This is a genomic window from Neoluteolibacter marinus, assembly GCF_014904755.1.
In the GTDB taxonomy this organism is placed as follows: domain Bacteria; phylum Verrucomicrobiota; class Verrucomicrobiia; order Verrucomicrobiales; family Akkermansiaceae; genus Haloferula; species Haloferula marina.
In genome coordinates, this window is record NZ_JACZFQ010000087.1 from 1 (window position 1) to 21,834 (window position 21,834).

The 21,834-nt window shown below is 66.2% G+C and carries 14 protein-coding genes; 10 read left to right on the forward strand and 4 right to left on the reverse strand.

Annotation, left to right across the window (positions count from 1 at the left end):
- The 3 genes from IG178_RS16480 to IG178_RS16490 all read left to right on the forward strand — a co-directional run.
- Positions 1–1,199, forward strand: a 1,199-nt coding sequence (locus IG178_RS16480) for a M13 family metallopeptidase (protein WP_305067829.1), incomplete at its 5' end; no start/stop codon positions are given.
- A gap of 74 nt (positions 1,200–1,273) precedes the next feature.
- On the forward strand, positions 1,274–3,214 hold the full coding sequence (locus IG178_RS16485) for a sigma-70 family RNA polymerase sigma factor (RefSeq protein WP_193213671.1): 1,941 nt from the start codon (positions 1,274–1,276) through the stop codon (positions 3,212–3,214).
- A complete protein-coding gene (locus IG178_RS16490) occupies positions 3,211–4,038 on the forward strand; it encodes a hypothetical protein (RefSeq protein WP_193213672.1) in 828 nt (275 codons plus the stop codon). The genes IG178_RS16485 and IG178_RS16490 overlap by 4 nt, the downstream gene beginning before the upstream one ends.
- A gap of 3 nt (positions 4,039–4,041) precedes the next feature.
- Here the strand turns inward: IG178_RS16490 and IG178_RS16495 are convergent, their stop codons facing one another.
- Positions 4,042–4,578 carry a peroxiredoxin-like family protein gene (locus tag IG178_RS16495; RefSeq protein ID WP_343225997.1) on the reverse strand — a complete coding sequence of 179 codons (537 nt, stop codon included), beginning with the start codon at positions 4,576–4,578 and terminating at the stop codon, positions 4,042–4,044.
- 351 nt (positions 4,579–4,929) lie between these two features.
- Between IG178_RS16495 and IG178_RS16500 the strand changes: the two genes are divergently transcribed.
- The 5 genes from IG178_RS16500 (at position 4,930) to IG178_RS16520 (ending at position 12,836) form a co-directional block, all read left to right on the forward strand.
- On the forward strand, positions 4,930–8,793 hold the full coding sequence (locus tag IG178_RS16500) for a TIM-barrel domain-containing protein (RefSeq protein WP_193213673.1): 3,864 nt from the start codon (positions 4,930–4,932) through the stop codon (positions 8,791–8,793).
- A gap of 58 nt (positions 8,794–8,851) precedes the next feature.
- Entirely contained in the window at positions 8,852–10,087 is a 1,236-nt protein-coding gene (locus tag IG178_RS16505) for a PP2C family protein-serine/threonine phosphatase (RefSeq protein ID WP_193213674.1), read from the forward strand.
- Between the two features lie 100 nt (positions 10,088–10,187).
- The gene (locus tag IG178_RS16510) at positions 10,188–11,012 is read left to right on the forward strand and encodes a sulfotransferase family protein (RefSeq protein WP_193213675.1); all 825 of its coding nucleotides are present in this window, start codon (positions 10,188–10,190) and stop codon (positions 11,010–11,012) included.
- A gap of 124 nt (positions 11,013–11,136) precedes the next feature.
- Positions 11,137–11,592: an SRPBCC domain-containing protein gene (locus IG178_RS16515; RefSeq protein ID WP_193213676.1), complete on the forward strand. Its 456-nt coding sequence runs from the start codon at positions 11,137–11,139 to the stop codon at positions 11,590–11,592.
- Positions 11,593–11,648: 56 nt separating this feature from the next.
- Positions 11,649–12,836 carry a serine hydrolase domain-containing protein gene (locus IG178_RS16520; RefSeq protein WP_193213677.1) on the forward strand — a complete coding sequence of 396 codons (1,188 nt, stop codon included), beginning with the start codon at positions 11,649–11,651 and terminating at the stop codon, positions 12,834–12,836.
- A 41-nt stretch (positions 12,837–12,877) separates the two neighbouring features.
- On the opposite strand, the gene IG178_RS16525 is transcribed toward IG178_RS16520, so the two are convergent.
- Complete coding sequence (locus IG178_RS16525; RefSeq protein ID WP_193213678.1) at positions 12,878–14,506, reverse strand: glycoside hydrolase family 5 protein; 1,629 nt, start codon at positions 14,504–14,506, stop codon at positions 12,878–12,880.
- A gap of 204 nt (positions 14,507–14,710) precedes the next feature.
- Between IG178_RS16525 and IG178_RS16530 the strand changes: the two genes are divergently transcribed.
- The gene (locus tag IG178_RS16530; RefSeq protein WP_193213679.1) at positions 14,711–15,541 is read left to right on the forward strand and encodes a sterol desaturase family protein; all 831 of its coding nucleotides are present in this window, start codon (positions 14,711–14,713) and stop codon (positions 15,539–15,541) included.
- Between the two features lie 19 nt (positions 15,542–15,560).
- On the opposite strand, the gene IG178_RS16535 is transcribed toward IG178_RS16530, so the two are convergent.
- Entirely contained in the window at positions 15,561–17,018 is a 1,458-nt protein-coding gene (locus tag IG178_RS16535; RefSeq protein WP_193213680.1) for a hypothetical protein, read from the reverse strand.
- Between the two features lie 193 nt (positions 17,019–17,211).
- Here IG178_RS16535 and IG178_RS16540 point away from each other — a divergent pair, with 193 nt between their 5' ends.
- Complete coding sequence (locus IG178_RS16540) at positions 17,212–21,210, forward strand: CotH kinase family protein (protein ID WP_193213681.1); 3,999 nt, start codon at positions 17,212–17,214, stop codon at positions 21,208–21,210.
- Positions 21,211–21,221: 11 nt separating this feature from the next.
- On the opposite strand, the gene IG178_RS16545 is transcribed toward IG178_RS16540, so the two are convergent.
- On the reverse strand, positions 21,222–21,728 hold the full coding sequence (locus IG178_RS16545; protein WP_193213682.1) for a hypothetical protein: 507 nt from the start codon (positions 21,726–21,728) through the stop codon (positions 21,222–21,224).
- Positions 21,729–21,834: the final 106 nt, after the last annotated feature.

Here is a 21,834-nt window from a genome sequence, read left to right on the forward strand (position 1 = left end):
GCAAGGTGATCGTCACCGACGACACCGCGTTCCCGCGCAAGGCGGCGATCTTTGCCGAGACGCCGCTGGACCTGCTCAAGGCCTGGGTGGTGTGCGGTTTGGCCGACGGTTCGGCGTCCTTCCTTTCGAAGGCCTTCGTCGACGCGGACTTCGAGTTCAACCAAAAGACGCTGTCCGGTCAGCCGGCGCCGGAAGACCGCTGGAAGACCGCGGTCGGGATGACCAACGGGGTGCTCGGCGAGGAGGTCGGCAAGGTCTACGTGGCCCGCTATTTCCCGGAGGAGTCGAAACGCCAGATGCTCGAGCTGGTGGACAACGTGAAGGGTGCCCTTTCGAAGCGTCTCGACCGCCTCGACTGGATGAGCGACGAGACCCGCAAGGCGGCGCACGAGAAGCTGTCGAAGTTTTCGGTCAAGATCGGCTACCCGGACGAGTGGCGCGACTACTCGGGCCTCGAGGTGAAGGCCGATGATCTCTACGGCAACATCGTCCGCAGCTCGGTCTTCTCGTGGAACCGCGACGTCGCGCGCCTGGACCAGCCGGTCGACCGCAGCGAGTGGGGCATGCCGCCGCAGAAAGTGAACGCCTACTACAATCCGACGATGAACGAGATCGTCTTCCCCGCGGCCATCCTGCAGCCGCCCTTCTTCGATCCCGACGCCGATCCGGCGATCAACTACGGCGGCATCGGCGGCGTGATCGGCCATGAAATCAGCCACGGCTTCGACGATCAGGGCCGCAAGTCGAACGGCGACGGCGTGCTCAAGGACTGGTGGACCGAGGAGGACAAGGCGAAGTTCAACCAGCGCGCCGAGCGGCTGGGCAAGCAGTACGAGCAGATCGAGGTGATGCCGGGCCAGCGCATCAACGCCCAGCTGACGATGGGCGAGAACATCGGCGACATGGGCGGGGTGAACCTCGCGCTTGAGGCTTACCTCGCCTTCCTCGATGGCAAGGAAGCGCCGGTCATTGACGGCACCACCGGCGTCCAGCGGGTGTTCCTCGGCTGGGCGCAGTTGTGGCGGCAGAAGATGCGCGACGAGGCGCTGCTGCGCCAGATTCACTCCGACCCGCACGCGCCGGCTTTGGCCCGCGTCAACGGCGTGGTGCGCAATATCGACGCCTGGTATGAAGCCTTTGACATCCAGCCCGGCGACAAGCTCTACGTGAAGCCGGAAGAGCGGGTGAAGATCTGGTGAGCCGCGGATTCCGGTCGCGGCGGCGTCCCGAAAAAGAATGTCCGATTCATTGGAATTGCGGACATATGGGATGAATGACGACGGCCACGGCAGATGATCGCCAGCTCCTCGACGCCTATGTGCGCGGCGGGGACGAGGCGGCCTTTGCCGAGTTGGTGCGGCGTCACCAGGCGATGATGCGTTCGGCGGCGCAACGCGTTTGCGGCGATCCCGAGGAAGCGCAGGATGCGATGCAGCGGGCGCTGATCGCTTTCGCCCGCCGGGCCGGCGAGATCCGCGCGGACCTGGGCGCGGGCCCGTGGCTGCATCGGGCGGCCACGCTGGAGGCGATGGCCTTGCGCCGCCAGCGGCTGAAGCGGCGCGCCCGCGAGCAGGATGCGGTGGCCCAAGGTCGGGCCGAAGCCGGAGGCATGCCGCCGGAGCTGGCGGCCGAGCTGGATGTGGCGATCGATCGCCTGGCGGCAAAGGACCGGACGGCGATCGTGCTGCACTACTTCGAGGGCCACAGCTTCCGCGCGATCGCGGACAAGCACGGCGGCACCGAGATGGCCTGGCAGAAGCGCGGCGTCCGTGCGGTGGCCAAGCTCGCCGCGATCTTGCGCCGTCGCGGAGTGGCTGCGAGCGCCACCGCGCTGGGCGGCTTGCTGGCCGCAGGTCGCGCCGAGGCCGGTGCCCTGCCGGCGGTGCTGCAGGAATCCCTGCGGCAACCCTGGTCCGCGGCCGCACCGATGCAGGGCCATTCCCTTGTTCTCCTGATCATGAAGACGAAACTCACCCTCGCGCTTTGTTTCCTCGGCGGGGCCATCCTGAGCTACGCCTGGACCGAGGGGCCGGCCCGGTCCGGTTCCCTTGCCGCGGCAAGTTCCGCCACGGCCCCGCAAGCCACCCGGATCGAGCGCGACGATCGCCGCGAGGTCCTGGTCTTCAATCTCGACGGGCTGGCCGCCGCGATCCGTCGCTTCGACGCGCTCGACGAGGATGATCCGTCCCGCGAGAGCCAGTTGCGGGCGCTGATGTTCAGCTTGCCGGCCGATTACCTGGCGGCGGTGCGCGAGCTGCTCGGCGGCGTCCGCCGGACCGAACGTTTCCAGGCCATCGCGGCCTCGTTCTATGCGCGCTGGGCGGAGCTCGATCCCGAGGCGGCCTGGCTCGCGGCGGGGGAAGAGGAGATCTTCAAGAAGGCAGCCCGCCGCGGGGTGCTGCTGACCTGGCTGAACGTCGCCCCGGACGTGGCGCTCGAGCGCTTGCTGGAAGCGCCGCAAGACGGGGACTTGGCGATCTTGCAGGAGTTCATCGGCGGCAAGTCGCAGCACGCGCCGCGGGACGCCGCCCGGCTGGTCGACCGCTTGACCGGAAGCTGGCCCGAGGCCGACCGGCGCCTGTTTCCCCAGGTCGCCCGCGCCTGGGCGCTAAAGGATCCCGCGGCCACCGGCGATTGGGTGGCGTCCTACGGCGACCGCGGCGTGCGCAACCAGTTGTTGCGCGAGCTTTCCCAAAATGTCGCCCGCTCGATGGGACGCCCGGGGATCGCGCTTGCCGACCGGATCGACGACCCGCCGATGCGCACGGCGGCGCGGCTCAATGCCGCCCGCTGGTGGGGCATCTCAAATGGCGCGCCCGCGCTTTCGGGCAAGACCCGCAACCCGGACGTCTGGCTGGACGGACGCTTCCCGGGCGACTGGAGCATCGACGAGATCCGCGCCTTCTCCCTCGGCACGATGGCGAACTTCGCCAAGTACTACCCGGAGCTGATCGCGATCGCCCGCGGCGGGGCGCAGCAGCAGGCAGTGTATGAAGGGGTGATCGGCGGCGCCAGCTTCAGCCAGCCGGCGCTGGTGGCGGATGCGGTGGAGAATGTCGACCCGGCCTTCGCCGCGACCGCCTCCGGGCGCAAGAGCCTGACCGCCTTCATCCTCCGCTGGACCGAAACCGAGCCCGCGGCCGCCGGTGAGTGGCTGGCCGCCCAACCCGCGAATGCCAAGACCGCGCTGATGCGCGAGGCCCTGAACCGATGACTCCCCGGATCCAACAAGCCTCCCTCTGGCTCGCTGCCGTTGCCCTCGGCGGGGGCTGCGGATGGATGTTCCATACTCTAACGGAGCGTGATCGCGCGGTGGATGTGGACGCGAAGCAAGAAGCAGGGACCAGCACCAGCCGGGCCGCCGCGGCCATGCTTTCACCCGCCGGCCGTTACCTGTGGCGGGAAACGGCCGCGCTGCGGGACGCGGAGCATTTCGACGACGAGGTCGAGAAGCTCCACCGCGAGTCGCGCAGCCCCCTGCGGGCGGAGTCGATGCTGAGCTACCGCATCCACGACAGCAGCTTCGACGAGTGGGAGTCGCTGATCGCCGCTGGCAAGGTGAAGCGGATCGAGTTTCTCGGCGAACTCGGCGAGCACCTTGCCCGGACCGACACCCGGCGGGCCCTGCAGTTGATGTTCCATGGCCGCTACGGCTTCGAGAATCTCGACCAACTTTATGCCTTCCGCGATCCGCTGCTGCGCACGGCGACGGAGATCGATGGCGAACTGGTGCTGGAGACCCTGCAGGCGATGAAACGTGGCGGCAGCCAGATGGATGCCTCGCTCTACTTCAGCGCCCACTGGGCGAAAACCGATCCCCGCGCCGCTGCCGGGCATTTCGCCGAGCTGGTCCGCCTGCGGAACATGAACATGGACGGATCCCCCGACATGCCCGACGCGACCTACGCGAACATGATCCTCAAGTCCTGGTGGCAGAAGGCGCCGGAAGAAGCCGAGGCCTACATCACGACCTTGGATAAGGGGCCGACCCGCGAGGCGCTGGAAGCGGCCCTGCGGCAGCTTGTCCCGGAGGGCTAGCGGTCAGGTGGCGGAGGATTGCTTCGCCAGTGCCAGCAATTCGTCGACCGACCACTTGTCATCGGCGAAGCGGCCGTATTTCACCACGGCGATGCTGCCATCGGGCCGGATCAGGAAATCCGCCGGCAGGCCGAGCGGCGACTCGCCTTTGCCTGGGACGGCGAAGCTGCCGCTGAGCATGCCCTTCAAGGCCGGCCACCAGGACCGCGGGTCGGCGACCGCGGCCAGCGAGGTCTCGACGCCGAATTCGCGGTAGAGCTTTTTTTCAGGATCCGGAACCAGCGCGAACGGCGCGCTGGCGTGGTGCTTGAGCAGGTCCTCGCGGGAAGAATGGAAGACCACCACCTCGGCCAGGCCGCTGCCGTCGATTTCCTGCCATCGCTGGATGAAGGAGCGCAGGTGCAGGTGGCAGATCGGGCAGCCGGCGAAGCGCCGGAATTGCAGGTGGGTCAGCTTTTCCGGGTGAGGGAGCAGGATCTCGGCGGCTTCCAGGGTGGGAAGGCTCCGCGCGGTGATGAGGTCGCCGGGTGACAGTTTCACGGGGTGGAAGGACGGTCGCGAGGTGGCGGCTCCTGGCCAATCCGCCCCGCAGGTGCGCACTGCGTCGCACGGGAATTTTCGGGAGCAACCGGAATCGGCGGGATTGTCAGCCAGATGCGTTGATTTCAAGCGGTGATCCCGCGATGATCTTCCTTCCGAGTGCGGGGATGCAGCCAGGAAATGTCGGCAGCCCACGCCTGCGGACCTTCCCGGATCCGTGGAAGAATGCTTGAGCTCGGTCTCAAAAAACGAGACTCAAGCCGTCAGGAAGAGATATTTTTGTCATTTAAAGACAAGAAATCAGTGTATTTCTGACGTATTGAGACCTCAATGGCTCGCCTTCGAATCACCATGAACGCCCGACGCCTTACCTGCTGCGGGGCTGCAAGCATCGTTGCAGCCGCGGCACCGCTCCTTCTCGTTTCCCCGTCCCGTGCGGCGACCGCCGGGGAAAGCCATCAGGCCGAGGCCGCGCTATCCGTGGTCGCGGCCCGGCGGGTCGGCCCGACTGGCATCGAGTTCGAGCTCAGCGGCCAACGTCACATGACCCTGGATTTCTACGGCGAGGGCATCTTCCGCTGGTTCCGGGATGACCAGGGCGGGGCGATCCGCGATCCGGAGGCCGATCCGGTCGCGAAGATCCTCGTCGACGAGCCGCGCGCGAAGGTCGCTGAACCGGGGCTTGAGGAGCAGGACGGGAGGTTCATCGTCACCACCGCCGCGCTGCGGGTCGAGATCGAGAAGGGCAGTGCGCGGCTGAAGGTGATCCGGACCGCCGACGGCAAGGTTCTCGTGGAGCAAGCCGGCGACCTCCGGATGGACAAGAACCAGGTCACCCTGACGCTGGCCGCGGAACCGGACGAATACTTCTACGGCGGCGGCGTCCAGAACGGGCACTTCTCCCACCGGGGACGGTCCATTGCGATCGAGAACCAGAACCGCTGGACCGACGGCGGCGTGGCTTCGCCGAATCCGTTCTACTGGTCGACCCGCGGCTACGGCCTAATGTGGCACACCTTCAAGAAGGGCCGCTATGACTTCGGCTCGGACGACCGCGGCCGCGTCGAGCTCAGCCATCAGACCGGTTATCTCGATGTCTTCATCATCGCCGGCAAATCGCCGGGCGAGCTGCTGGGCGGTTATTTCCAACTGACGGGCAAGCCGGTCCTGCTGCCGAAATTCGGTTTCTATCTCGGCCATTTGAACGCCTACAACCGCGACTACTGGAAGGAAGACGAGGAGGCGGGCGTGCTGTTCGAAGACGGCAAGCGCTACAAGGAAAGCCAGAAGGACAACGGCGGCATCAAGGAGTCGCTGAACGGCGAGAAGGACAACTATCCCTTCTCCGCGCGGGCGGTGATCGACCGCTACGCCGCGGCGGACATGCCGCTCGGCTGGTTGCTGCCCAACGACGGCTACGGTGCCGGCTACGGCCAGACCGACACCCTGGAAGGCAATGTCGCGAACCTCCGCGAGTTCGGCGACTACGCCCGCAAGCACGGGGTGGAGATCGGGCTGTGGACCCAGTCCGACTTGCATCCGGATCCGGAAGTCAGCGCGCTGCTGCAGCGGGACCTCGTCCGCGAGGTCCGCGATGCCGGGGTGCGCGTGCTCAAGACCGACGTCGCCTGGGTGGGTGCCGGCTATTCCTTCGGACTCAATGGCATCGCCGACGCGGCGGGGATGATGACCGACCACGGCGACAACAGCCGCCCCTTCATCATCACCCTCGACGGCTGGGCGGGAACGCAGCGCTACGCGGGCGTCTGGACCGGCGACCAGACCGGCGGGCAATGGGAATACATCCGCTTCCACCTGCCGACCTACATCGGTGCCGGCCTTTCCGGGATGTCGAACATCTGCTCGGACATGGACGGGATCTTCGGTGGCAAGAATCCGGTCATCAACACCCGCGACTACCAGTGGAAGACCTTCACCTCCATGCAACTCAACATGGACGGCTGGGGCGCCAACCCGAAATACCCGCAGGCGCTCGGCGAGCCGGCGACCTCGATCAACCGCTGGTACCTGAAGATGAAGTCCGAGCTGATGCCATATACCTACAGCATCGCCCGGCAGGCCGTCGACGGACTGCCGATGGTCCGCGCGATGTTCCTCGGCGAAGCCAATGCCTACACCCTCGGGACCGCGAGCCGCTACCAGTTCCTCTACGGGCCTTCCTTCCTGGTCGCCCCGATCTATCAGGACACCCGCTCCGACGAGGATGGCAACGACGTCCGCGACAACATCTACCTGCCGGAAGGCGAGTGGATCGACTGGTTCAGCGGCGACCGCTATCAGGGCGGCCGCGTCATCAACGGCTACGACAGCCCGCTGTGGAAGCTGCCGGTGTTCGTGAAGCGCGGCGCCATCATCCCGAAGGCGGCCCCGCACAACCACGTGGGCGAGATCGACCGTGCCGAGCGCCTCTACGAATTCTATCCGTCCGGGAAATCCTCGTTCACCGACTACGATGACGACGGCCGGACCGAGCGCTACAAGCAAGGCGCCGCGACGACCACCGCGATCGAGTCCGAACTCGACAGCGGCCGGGCGGTGATCCGCATCGAACCGACGCAGGGGAGCTTCGATGGATTCGTCAAAGACAAGTTCACCGGGCTGCAGGTCAACGTCACCGCGCGTCCCGCCGCGATCACCGCGAAAGTCAACGGCGAGACCGTCGCCCTGACGGAAGCGCCGTCGCTGGAAGCACTCCACACGGGGGAGAACGTCTATTTCTACGAGGCCGCGCCGAACCTCAACCGCTTCGCCACCCCGGGCAGCGGGATGGCGGACCTGGTCGTCACCCGGAACCCCGTGGTGCACCTCAGGCTGGGCAAGCTGGACACCACCCGGAGCCGGATCGAGGTGATCCTCGACGGCTACCGCTATGACCCGGCGCCGCCGCTCCTCGCCACCTCCGGTCCGCTCGCCGCACCGGTGGCGTCGATCCGCGACGAAGACCGCGGCCCCTACTCGCTGACGCCGGGATGGCAGGCCGTGAAGAATGCCGATTACTATGAGATCGAGTACGACGGCGTGCTCTACTCGACCATCCGGGAGCAGCGCTTCCTGATCGGCGACCTCGAACCGGAAACCGGCTACTCGTTCAAGGTCCGCGCGGTCAACAAGGACGGCGCCTCCGCGTGGACGGACTTCGCCGGGAGCACCCTCCCGAATCCCTACGAGTTCGCCATCGAAGGCATCGCCGGCAAGTCCAGCGCGCCCGACCAGGGGGGCTCCGCGATCAAGAACCTCTTCGATCACGACCCGTCCAACCTCTGGCACACCAAGTGGGGCCGGGAGGCGGTTCCGTTCGAGTTCGTCGTCGACCTGCGTTCGGTGAACACCCTCGACAAGCTCCAGTACCTGCCCCGCGAGGACGCGGCCAACGGCACGCTCTTGGAAGGCAGCATCTTCCATAGCATGGACGGCAGCGAATGGACCAAGGCCGGCGACTTCACCTGGGAGCGCAACGGCGACACCAAGGAGTTCGCGTTCCAGGACACCCCGCAGGCCGCCTACCTCAAGTTCGAGATCACCGCGGCGGTCGGCAATTTCGGCTCCGGCAGGGAACTCTACGTCTTCAAGGTGCCCGGATCCGAAAGCTACATTCCCGGCGACATCAACGAGGACAAGCGGATCGATGCCAACGACCTGACTTCCTACGACAACTACACCGGGCTGCGCAAAGGCGACGCCGATTTCGAAGGCTACATCAGCAAGGGGGACATCAACGGCAACGACCTGATCGACGCCTACGACATCTCACGGGTGGCGACCCGCCTCGAGGGCGGCGCCGAGCCGGATCCGGAGGCGAAGCCGCTGGCCGGCGAGCTGGTCCTCGACCTGGCGAAGCACGACTACAAGGCCGGCGAAAGCATCCGGATCACGGTCGCCGGAAAGGACCTGGAGTCGGTGAATGCCCTCAGCTTCGCGCTGCCCTACGACGCGGGCGATCTCAGCTTCGCGGGGATCGAGGCGCCCGGGATGAAGTCGATGCAGGAGTTCACCAAGGACCGCCTCCACACCGACGGCAGCAAGGCGCTCTACCCGACCTTCGTCAACGTGGGCGACCAGGAGACACTGGCGGGCAGCGGCGAGCTCTTCGTCATCAAGTTCACCGCCAACCGCGACCTGCATCTCGAGCTGAAACCACGGGACGGCCTGCTGGTCGGGAAGTCGCTGGCGTCGAAGGCGCTCTGGGCCGAGTGATGCGGCCACTTCGGGGCTTGGCCGGAGCGCCGTGCAGGTTCTATGTTTGCGACAAACCATGCACAGCAGCGAGTTCCGCAAGAGCATCGGGGATTTCAGCCGCGCCATCGAGCAGGGGCGCGCCGCGGTCTACCGGCGGAATTTCGACTCCCGCGCCTACGAGTACATGGGCCGCTACATCAAGGAGCTCACCGGTTATGACCAGACCGAGTTGACCCCGGAGCTGTGGGATTCGCTGATCGTCCACACCGAGCGCAAGGGCGAGCTGGCGGACCTCGGCCTGGAGGAGGCCAACCGCCGGGTGCGCTCCGGGCAGGTCGAGCGCTGGCAGGCCGATGTCCAGATCCGGACCCGCTCCGGGGAGACCCGCTGGGTCACCGACATGTCGACGGTGCTCCGCGACGCCGGCGGCCAGTGCTTCGGGTGCCTCGGGGTGCTGCAGGACATCACCGAGAGAAAGGCGGCCGAGCAGCGGCTGGCCCGGCTGAGCGAGGAACTCCGCCGGCGCAACGAGCAGATGGAGGCCGAACTCGCGATGGCGCGGGAGGTCCAGATGGCCCTGCTCCGCGGCATGCCGGAGCGCTTCCCCCAGGGCGCTGTTCCCGGCGCGCCGTGGCTGAGCTTCCTGAAGCGCTACATGCCCGCCGAGATGCTGGCAGGCGACTTCATGGAGATTCTCCCGACCAGCGGCCACGAGGTCGGGGTGTTCATCGGTGACGTGATGGGCCACGGGGTCCGGGCGGCGCTCGTGACCACCTTCCTGCGCGGCTTGATGGAGGAGCTGGTGCCCGTCATCAGCGATCCGGGCCGCCTGGTCTCGAAGATGAACCAGAGCTTCCGCTCGGTCTTCGGCAAGGGCGACGACCTGGTCTTCGCGACGGCGATCTATCTCGTGGTCGACGTGCAGACTGGGCGGACCCGCTTCGCCAACGCCGGCCACGCGAAGATGCTGCACCTGCGGCCGGGCGCTCCCGACTCGCCCATCCTGAAACATCCCGCGGGCTCGTCGCAACCCGCCCTGGGGCTCATCGACGACTACAGCTACCGGACTTCCGAGCTGTCGCTCGGCGGCGGGGAGTCGATCCTCCTCTACACCGACGGCCTGTTCGAGGCCTGCGATGGCGGGGGCGAGATGTATGGGCGCGAGCGCATGACCGATTTCCTGGAACAGCATCTCGGGCCGGACACCGATCCGCTGCTCGACGCGCTGATCGGGGACGTCCGGCGCTTCACCGGCACCGAGACATTCGAGGACGACGTGTGCCTGCTCAACATCCATCGCTGCCTGGCATGATCGCCGGCCGGTGAGATGGTTGGTCCGGAACGGGGGCGGCGGAATCAGGGTGACAGACGGGGGATCCCTTCCCAATCTGACGATACCGATGCAGCTTTGCATGAATCCCCCCACCACTCCCTGCGACGAGCCGCTGTTCATCCTGGCCTCCGCCCAGCGCTGCGGCAGCACCTTGTTGCAGCGGCTGCTGAACTCCCGCGCCGACACCTTGATCTGGGGCGAGCACCAGGGCGTGCTCAATGGCTTCGCCTCCCTCCACAAGGACCTGATGGCCTGGGAGTCGAGGTTCGCGGGGAACCGCAAGGAGTTCCTGATGACCGGCTGTGACCTGTTCCTCCCCAACATGGTGCCCGAGGACCACGAGCTGAGGAGCGCGGCGATCGCCTACGTGCTGAACCTGTTCGGCGTGCCGGCGGCCCGTCTCGGCAAGTCGCGGTGGGGCTTCAAGGAGGTCCGCTACGGGGCGGACGTGCTGGTGTTCCTGAAGGGCTTGTTCCCGAAGGCGCGGTTCATCCATCTCACCCGCGATCCGGCCGCCTGCTTCCGCTCGATGAAGCACTGGGAGCTGGGTGAGGACGACTGGGACCGCGCCCAGACCGAGCGCTCGATGTGGGATTGGCAGCGGATCAACTGCGGCCTGCTCGAAATGCGGGAGTACATCCCGCGGATGATGTTCGTGCGCTTCGAGGACATGGTCGGGGACCCCGCCGCCTTCATCGAACGGTTGGCCGGCTTCCTCGGGGCCTCGCCGGAGGAGTTCGATGCCGGGGTTTTCGAACGAAGGCTCGACGGCAACTTCGGCAAGCCGGTGGCGGACGGGCGGCTCGACTTGACCGCTGACGAGGCCGCCTTCCTGGCCGATCCCGCCATTGCCGGTGTGGCGGAGCAGCTGGGTTATCCGCCGGGCGCCGCCGGCCGGGCCTGACCGGCAGTTGCCGCCAGGATTCCGGAGCGCTGGAGCCCCCGGGGCGGGGGAGTTGGTGGGCTTCTTGCCCGCATGCCAAGTGTGGTCTACCTTCCCTACCCCACCACCCCACCCCGAGCGTGAAATGCGCCACGAACTGACGATCACCCGCGATATCGATGTCCCCCGCGAAAAGCTGTTTCGTTGCTGGACCGAAGTCGGGCTGTTCGACCGGTGGTTTTGCCCGAGGCCTTGCCACAGCCGCAATACCGTCCTCGAACCGTGGATCGGCGGACGATTCGAGACAGAATTGGTCGGACCCCAGGGCGAGCTTTACTCGAACGTCGCGGTCTTCCTCGATGTCATCCCCAACAAGCGGCTCGTGTGGAGTGATTCCTTTCGCGGCGGCGATGAACCGAGCCCCGGCCTGTGCTACCTCGGCATCGTCACCTTCAAGGACCTCGGCGACGGCCGGACGCGCTACACTGCCCGGGCGCGTCACTGGACGCGGGGCGCGCGGGACAAGCACCTCGCGCTGGGCTTCGAGGAAGGCGCGGCCAAGTCGCTGGATCAACTCGAGGAAGTCGCCGGAGCCCTGTGACCGGACCCGCGGGGAAGGGGGAAAGGAAGCCTCCTTCCCGCCGCGTAGAGCCATCCATGTTCGACCTCCGCCTCGTCCGGTCCGCCGGTGCCGCCGGTGCCGCCGTGTTGTCCTGTCTCTTCCCCGCGACCGCCGCTCGCGCGGCGGGTGATGAGGCACCGCCGAGTGCGGAGGTGACGGAAGCGCTGCAGCCCTATCTGGACGCGCACAAGTTCGCCGGCTACATCGGCCTGATCGCCGACCGCGAGGGCACGGTCCGCTACCGCAACCTCGCCGGCCACGCGGATGTCGAGGCAGGCAGGGCGATGGCCGGGGATGAGGTGTTCTGGGTGGCGTCGATGTCGAAGATGTTCGTCGGCGCGGCGGTGATGATGCTGGTGGACGAGGGCAAGCTGAACCTCGGCGATCCGGTGTCGAAGTTCATCCCGGAGCTCGGGAAGTGGATGGTGGTGGCGGAGAAGGATGAGGATCATGTCCAGCTGGTTCCGCCGTCCCGGCCCGTCACCCTGCGGCACCTGCTCAGCCACACCGGCGGGCTGGCACCGCTGTCGGAGGTCCAACAGGTGACCGGAGCGGATCGCATGCCGCTCCGCGCGCTCGCCCTGCCCTCGGTGACCGGGCCGCTCCAGTCGCAGCCCGGGGAGCGCTTCGCCTATGGCAACCAGGGGATGAATCTGGCCGCGAGGGTCGTCGAGATCGTCAGCGGCATGCCCTACCAGGAGTTCCTGCAGCAGCGCTTCTTCGACCCCCTGGGAATGGCGGAAACCACCTTCTGGCCGGGCGAAAGCCTGCTCTCCCGCCTTGCCGGTGCCTATGGCCCGGACGCCGGCGGTGAGTCGTGCGTCCGCGGCGAGATCACGTTCCTGACCCGGCCGTACGACGACCGGGACCATCGTCATCCGGAGGCGGGCGGCGGGCTTTTCTCCACCACCGCGGATGTCCTCCGCTACGGCCGGATGCTCGCCAACAACGGCGAACTCGACGGCAAGCGCTACCTGTCTCCCGCGGCGATGGACGAGTTGCGGAAGGAGCAGACGGGATCGACCAAGGTGAACTACAGCCTCGGCTATCACCTCCGCAACGGCATGTTCGGCCACGACGGGGCCTACGGCACCGACTTGTCGGTCAATCCCCGGACCGGCATGATCGCGATCTTCATGGTGCAGTGCACCAGCGGCGACCAGTGGCGGGCGCGTGACCTTTTCCTGCGCACGGCCACGGAAGTGTTCGGCACGGCGGAGTGAGCGCGGGCGGCCGCGGCAGCCGTCTCCGATCGATTTTCCGGTCAGCGGAGCCGCTTGAGTTCGAACTCCTTGCCGTCGAGCGCGTCCTTCACAAAGCGGCCCCAGAACGGGGTGGGGGTGTAGTTCCAGTCGACGAGGATGCGCGGCGAGGCCTTCGGGTGGAACGACCAGCCGGTCCAGTGCAGGTGACGCTTGCGGATCAATCCCAGCATGTCCGGCACCCAGGTATACGGATCCTCGTGCTGGTCCGGGCCGAGGAAGGACATCGGCTCCTCCTCGCCGCCGAGCTCGCCGATGAACAAAGGGTAGCGGTCGGCCAGGGCGAGGAACTTGCTCTTCCAGTCGCGCTTCCAGGGATAGACGTGCGACGAGTAGATGATGCCGCGCCCGTCCCGGTCGGCGAGCCCGTGGCCTTCCAGGATCCCGGAGAGGTCGTAGCCCCAGTCGAGTCCGCCGACGATCACCGGATTGCGCGCGCCGGTGCCGCGGACGGCGTTGAGCAGGGCCTGCATGCCGACCGACTGGAAACCTCGTAGTTCCTCGCCGTTCTCGGCGACGACGTTGCCGGGGCTCTTTTCATCGGCCACCGCGCCGCCCTTCTGCCAGACTTCCCAGGAGATGTCGTGCGGCTCGTTGAAGAGCTCGAAGAGCACGGCGGGATGGTTGGCGAATTTCTTGGCGGCATCGCGCCAGAAGCGGATGTCCTTTTCCTCCGGTGCGCGGAAGCGGTGAAGATCGAGCACCAGATAGACGCCCTTGGCGGCGCACAGGTTCACGGCATCCTCGACCAGCTGCCGGTAGCGGGCGCCGCCGTCGTTCTGGTAGGGGCCGGTTCCGGCCCAGAAGTGCTCGCGGACGGGGAGCCGGATGCAGTTGGCCTTCCAGCCGTCGATGGCGACGCCGACCGACTCGAGGATGTGCTCGCCGCCGGCCGACCATTCGAGGCTGGGGATCGAGATCCCCTGCAGCCAGATGTCGGTGCCGTCGTCGGTATGGATCCGGTTGCCGGCGACCCGCAGCGCCGGCGGCATCTTGTCGGCCGCCGGCACCGGCACCTGCGGCTTCACCTGGGCGGCGCGCCGCTCGACCTCGGCGGTGCGGGCGGCCTCGGCGGCCTTTTGTCGTTCGGTCACCGGCCCGGCGGGGATGGCGGTCAGGGTCAGGTCGTCGAGGTCGAGCGAACCGCCCTTCACCTGGAACAGCGCCGGGGTAATCTCGAGGCGGACCGCGCCGGCGGGAACCAGGAATTCCATCGATCGGGTGACCCAGCCTTTCGAGCTGCCTTTGAAATAGGGTGGCGACGGGCTCGCGAGGCGCTTCCCGGCGGAGTCCTTGAAGTCGAGGATGATCCGGCCGTCGTGCCAGGGCTTGTCGCCGGGTGCGATGTCCCGCCACCGCGCGCGGAACGAGAAGGAGTAGGCCTTCTGGTCGTCACCCACGGCGACTTGGCGCGGGGTGGAAAGGAATTGGTCCGGCCCGTTGAACTGCAGCCGGAGAAAATGATTTCCCTCCTCGTCCCCGATGCTTGCGCCGCCCGGCTGCGGCCAACCTTCCGCTCCACGTTCGAAATCACTGTTGGAAATCAGCGACTTGGAAGCTTGCTCCGCCGACGCGAGGGGGCCGAGGAGGAGGGCGAGGAACAGGCCGGTGGCGGGCGGGAACAGGCGCATGGTCCGGACCATACGACCGATCCGCCGGCTCGTTTCATGGCTCCGGGCGTTCTCGCGAGGTCGCCCAACGGCCATTGCCGCTGCGATGCGCCTGGTTTTGAGTTTGACTGAATCATTCATTCAGTAATGTTTTGCGGGTATCCGCCGGCAGCGATCGCGCTGCTTTCGGTGTGGTGACCCTTCTGGCATATTCCCCGATTCCCGATGAACGTATCTGCTCTCGTCCTCCACTTCTCCCCGGGTTTCATCGAACTGGCTGGCGGCATGAGCGTCGCGCTTGCCATTCGCTACGCCCTCACGGCGGGCCTCGCCTGGTGTCTCGGTTACTGGCTGTTCAAGAACCGCTGGTTTCACCGCAAAATCATCGCCCGCTTCCCGGCATCGTCCGATGTCCGCCGGGAAATGGCGTACTCCGCCTCCTCGGTGGTGATTTTCGCGATCATCGGTGCCCTCACCGTGCAGGCCGCGAGGGCCGGGTGGACGCAGATGTACTGGCGGATCGAGGACCGTGGCTGGCTCTGGTTCGGGGCGTCGATCCTCTTCGCGATCCTGCTCCACGACGCCTACTTCTACTGGACTCACCGCCTGATGCATCACCGGCGCCTGTTCAAGACCTTCCACCGGGTCCATCACCTGTCCCACAACCCGACGCCCTGGGCGGCCTACTCGTTTGCGCCCGCAGAAGCGGTCGTCGAGGCGGGGATCTTCCCCCTCGCGATGTTCGTGATGCCGATGCATCCCTTCGCCTTCGCCATCTTCATGGGCTGGCAGATCACCTTCAACGTGGTCGGGCACACCGGCTACGAGATCTACCCGCGCCGGATGATGGACACCTGGCTCGGCAAGATCCTGAACACGCCGACCAACCACGCCATGCACCACGAGTCGATGCGGGGAAACTACGGGCTCTACTTCAATTTCTGGGACCGCCTGATGGGCACCAACCACAAGGACTACGAGCCGAGGTTCCGCGAGGTCACCTCGCGCCAGAAGGCCGGACGCAAGGACCCGGCCGGAAAGGCGGTCGTCTCCTGAACGGCGGGCATTCCTGCCGTCAGTCCGTTTCCCGCGGAGGAACGGGCAACCGGATCCAGTCGTTGCGCCGGAGCGGACGGTAGGACGGATCGAGACGGGTGAAGTCGGGTAGGTAGAGGAGCGTCTGGGTTTCGGACTTGCGGTCGAGCTGTTGTTCCATCACGAGGGCAAGTCGGTCCGGGTGATAGCGCCGGACCAGCTCGCGGCCGTAGTGATAGTAGAGGTAGGGGTCGCCGCTGATCCGCATTCGCGCCAAGTTGAAGTAGTCCGGGTTGAAGATGATCTGGTCGCCGTCGAGGATCGGCCGCGTGACCTCGAATTGCTGGAGCGGCTGGTTTCCCTCCTGGAACACGCAGCTGATCCAGTTCTCGACCGGCGCGCCGCCGGGTTTGACGGGCCAGTCGCGGAACACCTGGATGATCCAGCGCTTGTCGCCCTTCTCGATCGTGCTTTCGAAGCGCACCGAGTGGCGGGCATCGAACATGAACAGCCCGAGGTAGCGCCCCTCCGCGGTGAACCGCACGTCCCCGGGGATGAGGAAGTGGAGGAGGCTGCCCAGCAGGGCGACCGCGCAGTGGGCGAAGGACGCCAGGTGGCGCCGAGTGTAGCGGTAGCCCGCGAGCAGGGGTTCGTCGAAGCCCTGGAAGGCGGCGAGCACCAGCGGCAGCATCAGGGTGGTGTACCAGAAGCCGACGATGACGCCGGAATAGAGGTGGAACAGCACGAAGGCCGCGAAGGTCAGCTGCCGGAGCCGTCGGAACTGGCTGAACCAGAACAGGGGACCGATCAATTCCAGCGCCGTGACCCCGATGCAGGCGGCGCTCACGACCCAGTCCTGCTTCGGCAGGAAAGGTAGCTTGCCCGGGAAGGAATTGAAGTAGTCGCCGGCCAGCCAGGACGGCGACAATTTCACCAGGCCGGACATCACGTACGAGACCGCCAGGGTCAGGCGGAAGAAGCGCAGCTTGTCGCGGGCCACCAGGAACGCGAGGCTGTAGAAAAGGTGGAAGTGGTGGAAGTTGGCGAACAGGCGGAAGTCGCAGAGGTAAAAGTAGAGCTTGTTGACGAACAGGAACGCGAGGGCCGCGAGCGGGAAGCGGCTGTCTCGCGAGACGACGAGGGAAAACAGCCCGGCGAGGCTCAAAAGGCCCAATCCGTAGAGGTAGGACTTCGTTTGGAGGAGATCCATGAAGACCACGCCGGTGAGATTCCCCAGTAGCGGTGCCGGCGCATTGAGAAACAAGCGGTCGCCCGCGGTGCAAAGCGACAAGGCCTGGTCCCACCACTCGTGGAAGGTCATGTGGAAAAACAGCAGCAGGCAGCCGCACAGGATCCTCAGGCGTGGATCGCGATCGACCTCGCCGCTCGCAAAGAGCCTGCCGAGGGCGTTCCAAGCGGAAGCAAGCCGGGAATCGGGCGATGGGTCCGCCAGCGGTAGCGACCCGTGCGCGGACCTTGGCTGCAGCTTCCAATGCACAGGGTGTTGTCTAGGGAGGGCGGTGGTACGGGTCAAGGATCCTGCGGAACCTCCGCGGGCACGACTCCGCGGCGATTTCCCAAAACCTCCCGGCATTTGCCGTGTTTCAGAACGGCCCCGTCCGGCCCGGGTCTCCCCCCAAATTCGGCCGTCCACTACACCGCGACCTCGCTTTCCGCGTTAATAATCCCCGATGTTCCCCAAAAACCTGCCTTACGGACTCACCGCCAGTCTCTTGCTTGCATTTGCCGCCGATGCTTTTGCAGTAAATTACCAGTATTACCGGTTCAGCACGGAGCGGACCCGGAGCGGCAGCTCGCGGAACCGGACGGTCCAGCTTTCGGAGTTCTCATTTTTCTCGTCAACGGGGCCGGTCGCAGCGGTTCCGGCGGTCAGCAATCCCGGTGGCAACAATCCGGACGGGGAAGGGCCGGCCAATCTGGTCGATGGGAACGTCAACACCAAGTGGCTCGATTTCAACCGCAGCCCGGTGGTCTTCAACTTCGGAACCCCCACGAACGTCCACCACTATGGCTTCACGACGGCCAACGACGCCTCCGGCCGCGACCCGGTCCGCTGGCTGTTCCAAGGCAGCAACGACGGCTCGAACTGGACGACCCTCGACGACCAGAGCCAGGCGACGGTGGACTACCCCGACACCCGCTTCGCGAGCTACGAGTTCTCGCTGAACCAGGTCACCGACGCGCCGGCGATGGCCTTCACCGTGACGGCGGGAACGGTGGAATCCGGGACGGCGGTCAACGTGTCCCCGGGTGGCAGTGCCACGCTGACCTGGCAAGTCACCGACGCCGACAGCGTGACGCTTACCAATGGCGGCAGCGTGATCCCGGTGGGGGCCAGCGCGTCGCTGGTGGTGTCGCCGACGTCAACGCGGACCTACACCCTGGACGGCACGAATTCGGGCGGAACGACCACGCAGTCCATCACGGTCTACGTCGGTGCCACCGTGGCGTCGCCGCGGCTCAATGAAATCCTCGCCAAGGCCGGCGACGACGACGTGGCCTATCTCGACGAAGATCACGATCTGTCGGACTGGATCGAAATCTACAATCCGAACCCCTTTGCGATCTCCCTCGACGGCTACGGGCTCACCGATGATGAGACTTTGGTCGCCCTCTGGCCCTTCCCGGCCGGCAGTTCCGTCGAGGCGGAGGGCTATCAGGTCGTCTTCGCGTCGGGCAAGAACCGCGGCGGTCCGGGGCAGGAGTTGCACAGCGACTTCTCGCTGTCGAAGGACGGGGAATACCTCGCCCTGACGGGGCCCGGCAACACCCCGGTCGACGCCTTCGCCCCGGTCTTTCCCGCGCAGTTCGATGACGTGTCCTACGGCCTGGTCCCCGGCGCCGGGCTCGATTATTTCACCGCCCCGACCCCCGGAAGCGCGAACGACACCAGCCCTGGCGCCCCGGGCGATCCGGTGCAATTCCTGACGGCTCCCGGCACCTTCACTTCCTCGGTTCAGGTGGCGCTGGCGGTGGAATCGGCCTCGGCACAGATCCGCTACACCCTCGATGGATCGGTTCCGGACGGCGCTTCATTGCTCTACACCGGGCCGATCACGGTGTCAGAGACCACGCAGGTCAAGGCGCGCTCCTTCGAGACGGGCAAGGCACCCGGCGATGTCGCGGCAGGGGCCTTCCTCAAGATCACCTCGGGCCTTGCCGCCCAGACCTCCGACCTGCCGGTGGTGGTGATCGAGAACTTCAACGCGGGCGACATTCCCAGCCAGCAAACCCTGCAAGCTTCGTACTTCACCCTGTTCGAGCCGGACGGCGTCACCGGCCGCACCTCGCTCGCCTCCGCGCCCACGGTCGCGAACCGGACCGGGATCAAGCGCCGCGGATCGTCGACCATCTTCGACGCGAAGGGCAGCTACCGGGTCGAGTTCTGGCAGGACGGCAGCGAGGAAGAGAAGGACGTCAACCTGCTCGGCATGTCGAACCACGACGAGTGGATCCTCTACGCCCCCTACAGCTACGACCGGGCGATGGTCCGCAACGCGTTCCTCTTCGGCGTCAGCAACGCGATCGGCGACTACGCCCCGCGCACGCGGTTTTGCGAAGTCTACCTGAACACCAACGGCGGCAGCCTCGACACCGCGGATTACCAGGGAGTCTACGTCCTGATGGAGCGGATCAGCCGTGACGGCGACCGGGTGGATGTCGAGAAACTCGATCCCTGGGACAACCAGGAGCCCGACGTCTCGGGCGGCTACATGCTGAGCATCGACCGCCTCGATCCCGGGGACCAGGGCTTCCGCAGCGCCCTGAACCATCCCTCCGACCCGCCCAACGCGAGCCCGCAACCTTATTTCACCTACGTCTATCCGAAGGAGCAGAACATCACCCCGGCCCAATCGGCCTACATCCGCGGCTACATCGACGACCTGGAAAGCGCGCTCTACGGGCCGAACTTCAAGGATCCGGCGAGCGGCTACGCGGCCTGGCTCGATGTCGACGCCTCGATCGACCACCACCTTATGGTGGCCTTCAGCAAGGACCCCGACGGCTTGCGCCTGAGCACCTATCTTTACAAGCCGCGGGGCGGGAAGCTGGCCTTCGGGCCGATCTGGGACTTCGACCGCGGGATGGGTCCGGACAATGACAACCGCGCGGCCAACCCGGTGGGCTGGCAGGACAACAACCAGGGCGAGACGCTCGCCTTCTTCGAATACGACTACTGGGGCCGCCTGTTCCAGGATCCGGACTTCATGCAGAAATGGATCGACCGCTGGCAAGAGCTCCGGCGCGGCGAGTTCAGCGATCTGGCGATGACCTCGCGCGTCGACGGGATGGTGTCGGAACTGCAGGAAAGCCAGGTGCGCAACCAGCAGCGCTGGTCCAACGTCGCGCCCAACGGCGGACCGCTTTCGGCGCTCAGCGGCTATGCGGGCGAGGTCGATCACCTTAAGAACTGGTTGATGCAACGGGCGGCCTGGATCGACACGCAGTTCGTCGCGCCGCCGATCGTGGAGGCCGGCGGCGCGGTCACCCCTGGCCAGACGGTCTCCCTCGTGCCGACCGCCGGAACGCTCTACTTCACCCTGGATGGCAGCGACCCCCGGTTGCCCGGAGGGGCCGTCAGCGGGGCGGCGGCCGCCTACGCCGGGACGGACCCGGTGATCGGTGACACCACGACCTTGATCGCGCGTTCCTACCAGGGCGGCCAGTGGAGCGGCCCGGTGGTGGCCCGCTACATCGTCAGCACGCCGGCCAGCGCCGCCTCGCTGGTGGTGTCGGAGATCATGTATCACCCCGCCAACCCGAGCCCCGCCGAGGAGGCGGCCGGCTACACCGAGGACGGCGTCTTCGAATACATCGAGCTCCAGAACGTGTCCGACGAGACGATCGATCTCACCGGCGTGGTGATCAGCAACAGCTTCGACTTCGACTTCACTGGCGCCGAGCTGACCGTGCTGGACCCCGGTCAGGTGGTGCTGGTGGTCCGGAATCGTGCCGCCTTCGAACTGCGCTACGGCAGCGGTCTCCCGGTCGCCGGCGAGTGGGGGGATCCGGCGTCGCCCGACGGCGGATCGAGCCTTTCCAACGGTGGCGAGCGGATCCTCATCACCGCGGCCGATACCAGCTTCATCCGTGACTTTGTCTACGACGACGGAGACGGCTGGCCGGTCGAGCCGGACGGCGACGGGCCTTCGCTCGAGCTGGTGAATTCCTTCGGCCTTCCGGATCACGCGCAAGGCTCCAACTGGAAGGCCAGCGCCGCCCCTGCCGGCACGCCCGGCACCGGTGGCGACTACTACGGCTACTGGGCGAGCCTGCATTTTTCGCCGGAAGAGCTGGATGACCCGACGGTCTCCGGACCGGAGGCCGATGCGGATCACGACGGACTCGCGAATGCCATCGAGCTCGCCTTCGGTACCGACCCGCGGGTGCTTTCCACCGGTGCCGCACCACAGGTCGGTATGCAAGTATTCGAGGTCGGCGGTGTGACCGACGACTACCTGACGATCACCTTCACGCGGGTGATCTCGGCACCCGGATACGCGATCCGGCCGCAATTCAGTGGCAATCTCCAGTCCTGGGCGACCTCCGCGGCGCTGGTGAATGCGACCGACCACGGCGACGGCTCGGAAACCGTCACCTACCGTGACGTGGTGCCTTCGACCGGCGCGCGACGCTTCGCGCGGGTGGAGGTGATCGCCGCCCCTTGATCCGGCAAGCGTCAGCCGTTCTGCAACTCGACCGTCCGTCCAATCGCCAGTTCATAGAGCTGGTGGAGGCGGGCGGTTTGCGGAGCTCCCAGTTTCCGGCCGATGCGGGCGAGCAGATAGAGCGCGACGATCAGGATCAGTGAGGTCCAGAAGATCCACAGCCCCCACGCGGTGCGGCCGAGCTGCCACTGCGCGAATCCGAGCGACCCGCCGAAAATCGCGAAGCTGGCGGTGATCAGGTAGCCATAGAGAAACAAGGACCAGACGTTCGCGTTGGGACCGTAGATGCCCTCGATCCGCGTCGAGCCATCGTCCTCGGGCTCCAGCGAGAGATTCAACCGGGGTGACCAGAAATGGCGTTCCTCCGTGGGAATGCGCACGCACACGAAACCTGGAAAGCTCTTCACCTCGAAGTCCTCACTCTCCGAACGCACCGTCCCGACAATACTCGCCTGTGCCTCGTCCGGTGGCAGGGGAAGGTGCTGTGTGAAATTGGGACGGATGCCGATGGTACTCACCGGGTGCCATGAAGCAGAAGGCGGGGCCGCGTGTCAAACCGGTGCCTTGAACCTTGACCCTCCTTTGGGGAGTCCGTTGAGTATAGCGCCCCCTCGGTGAAATTCC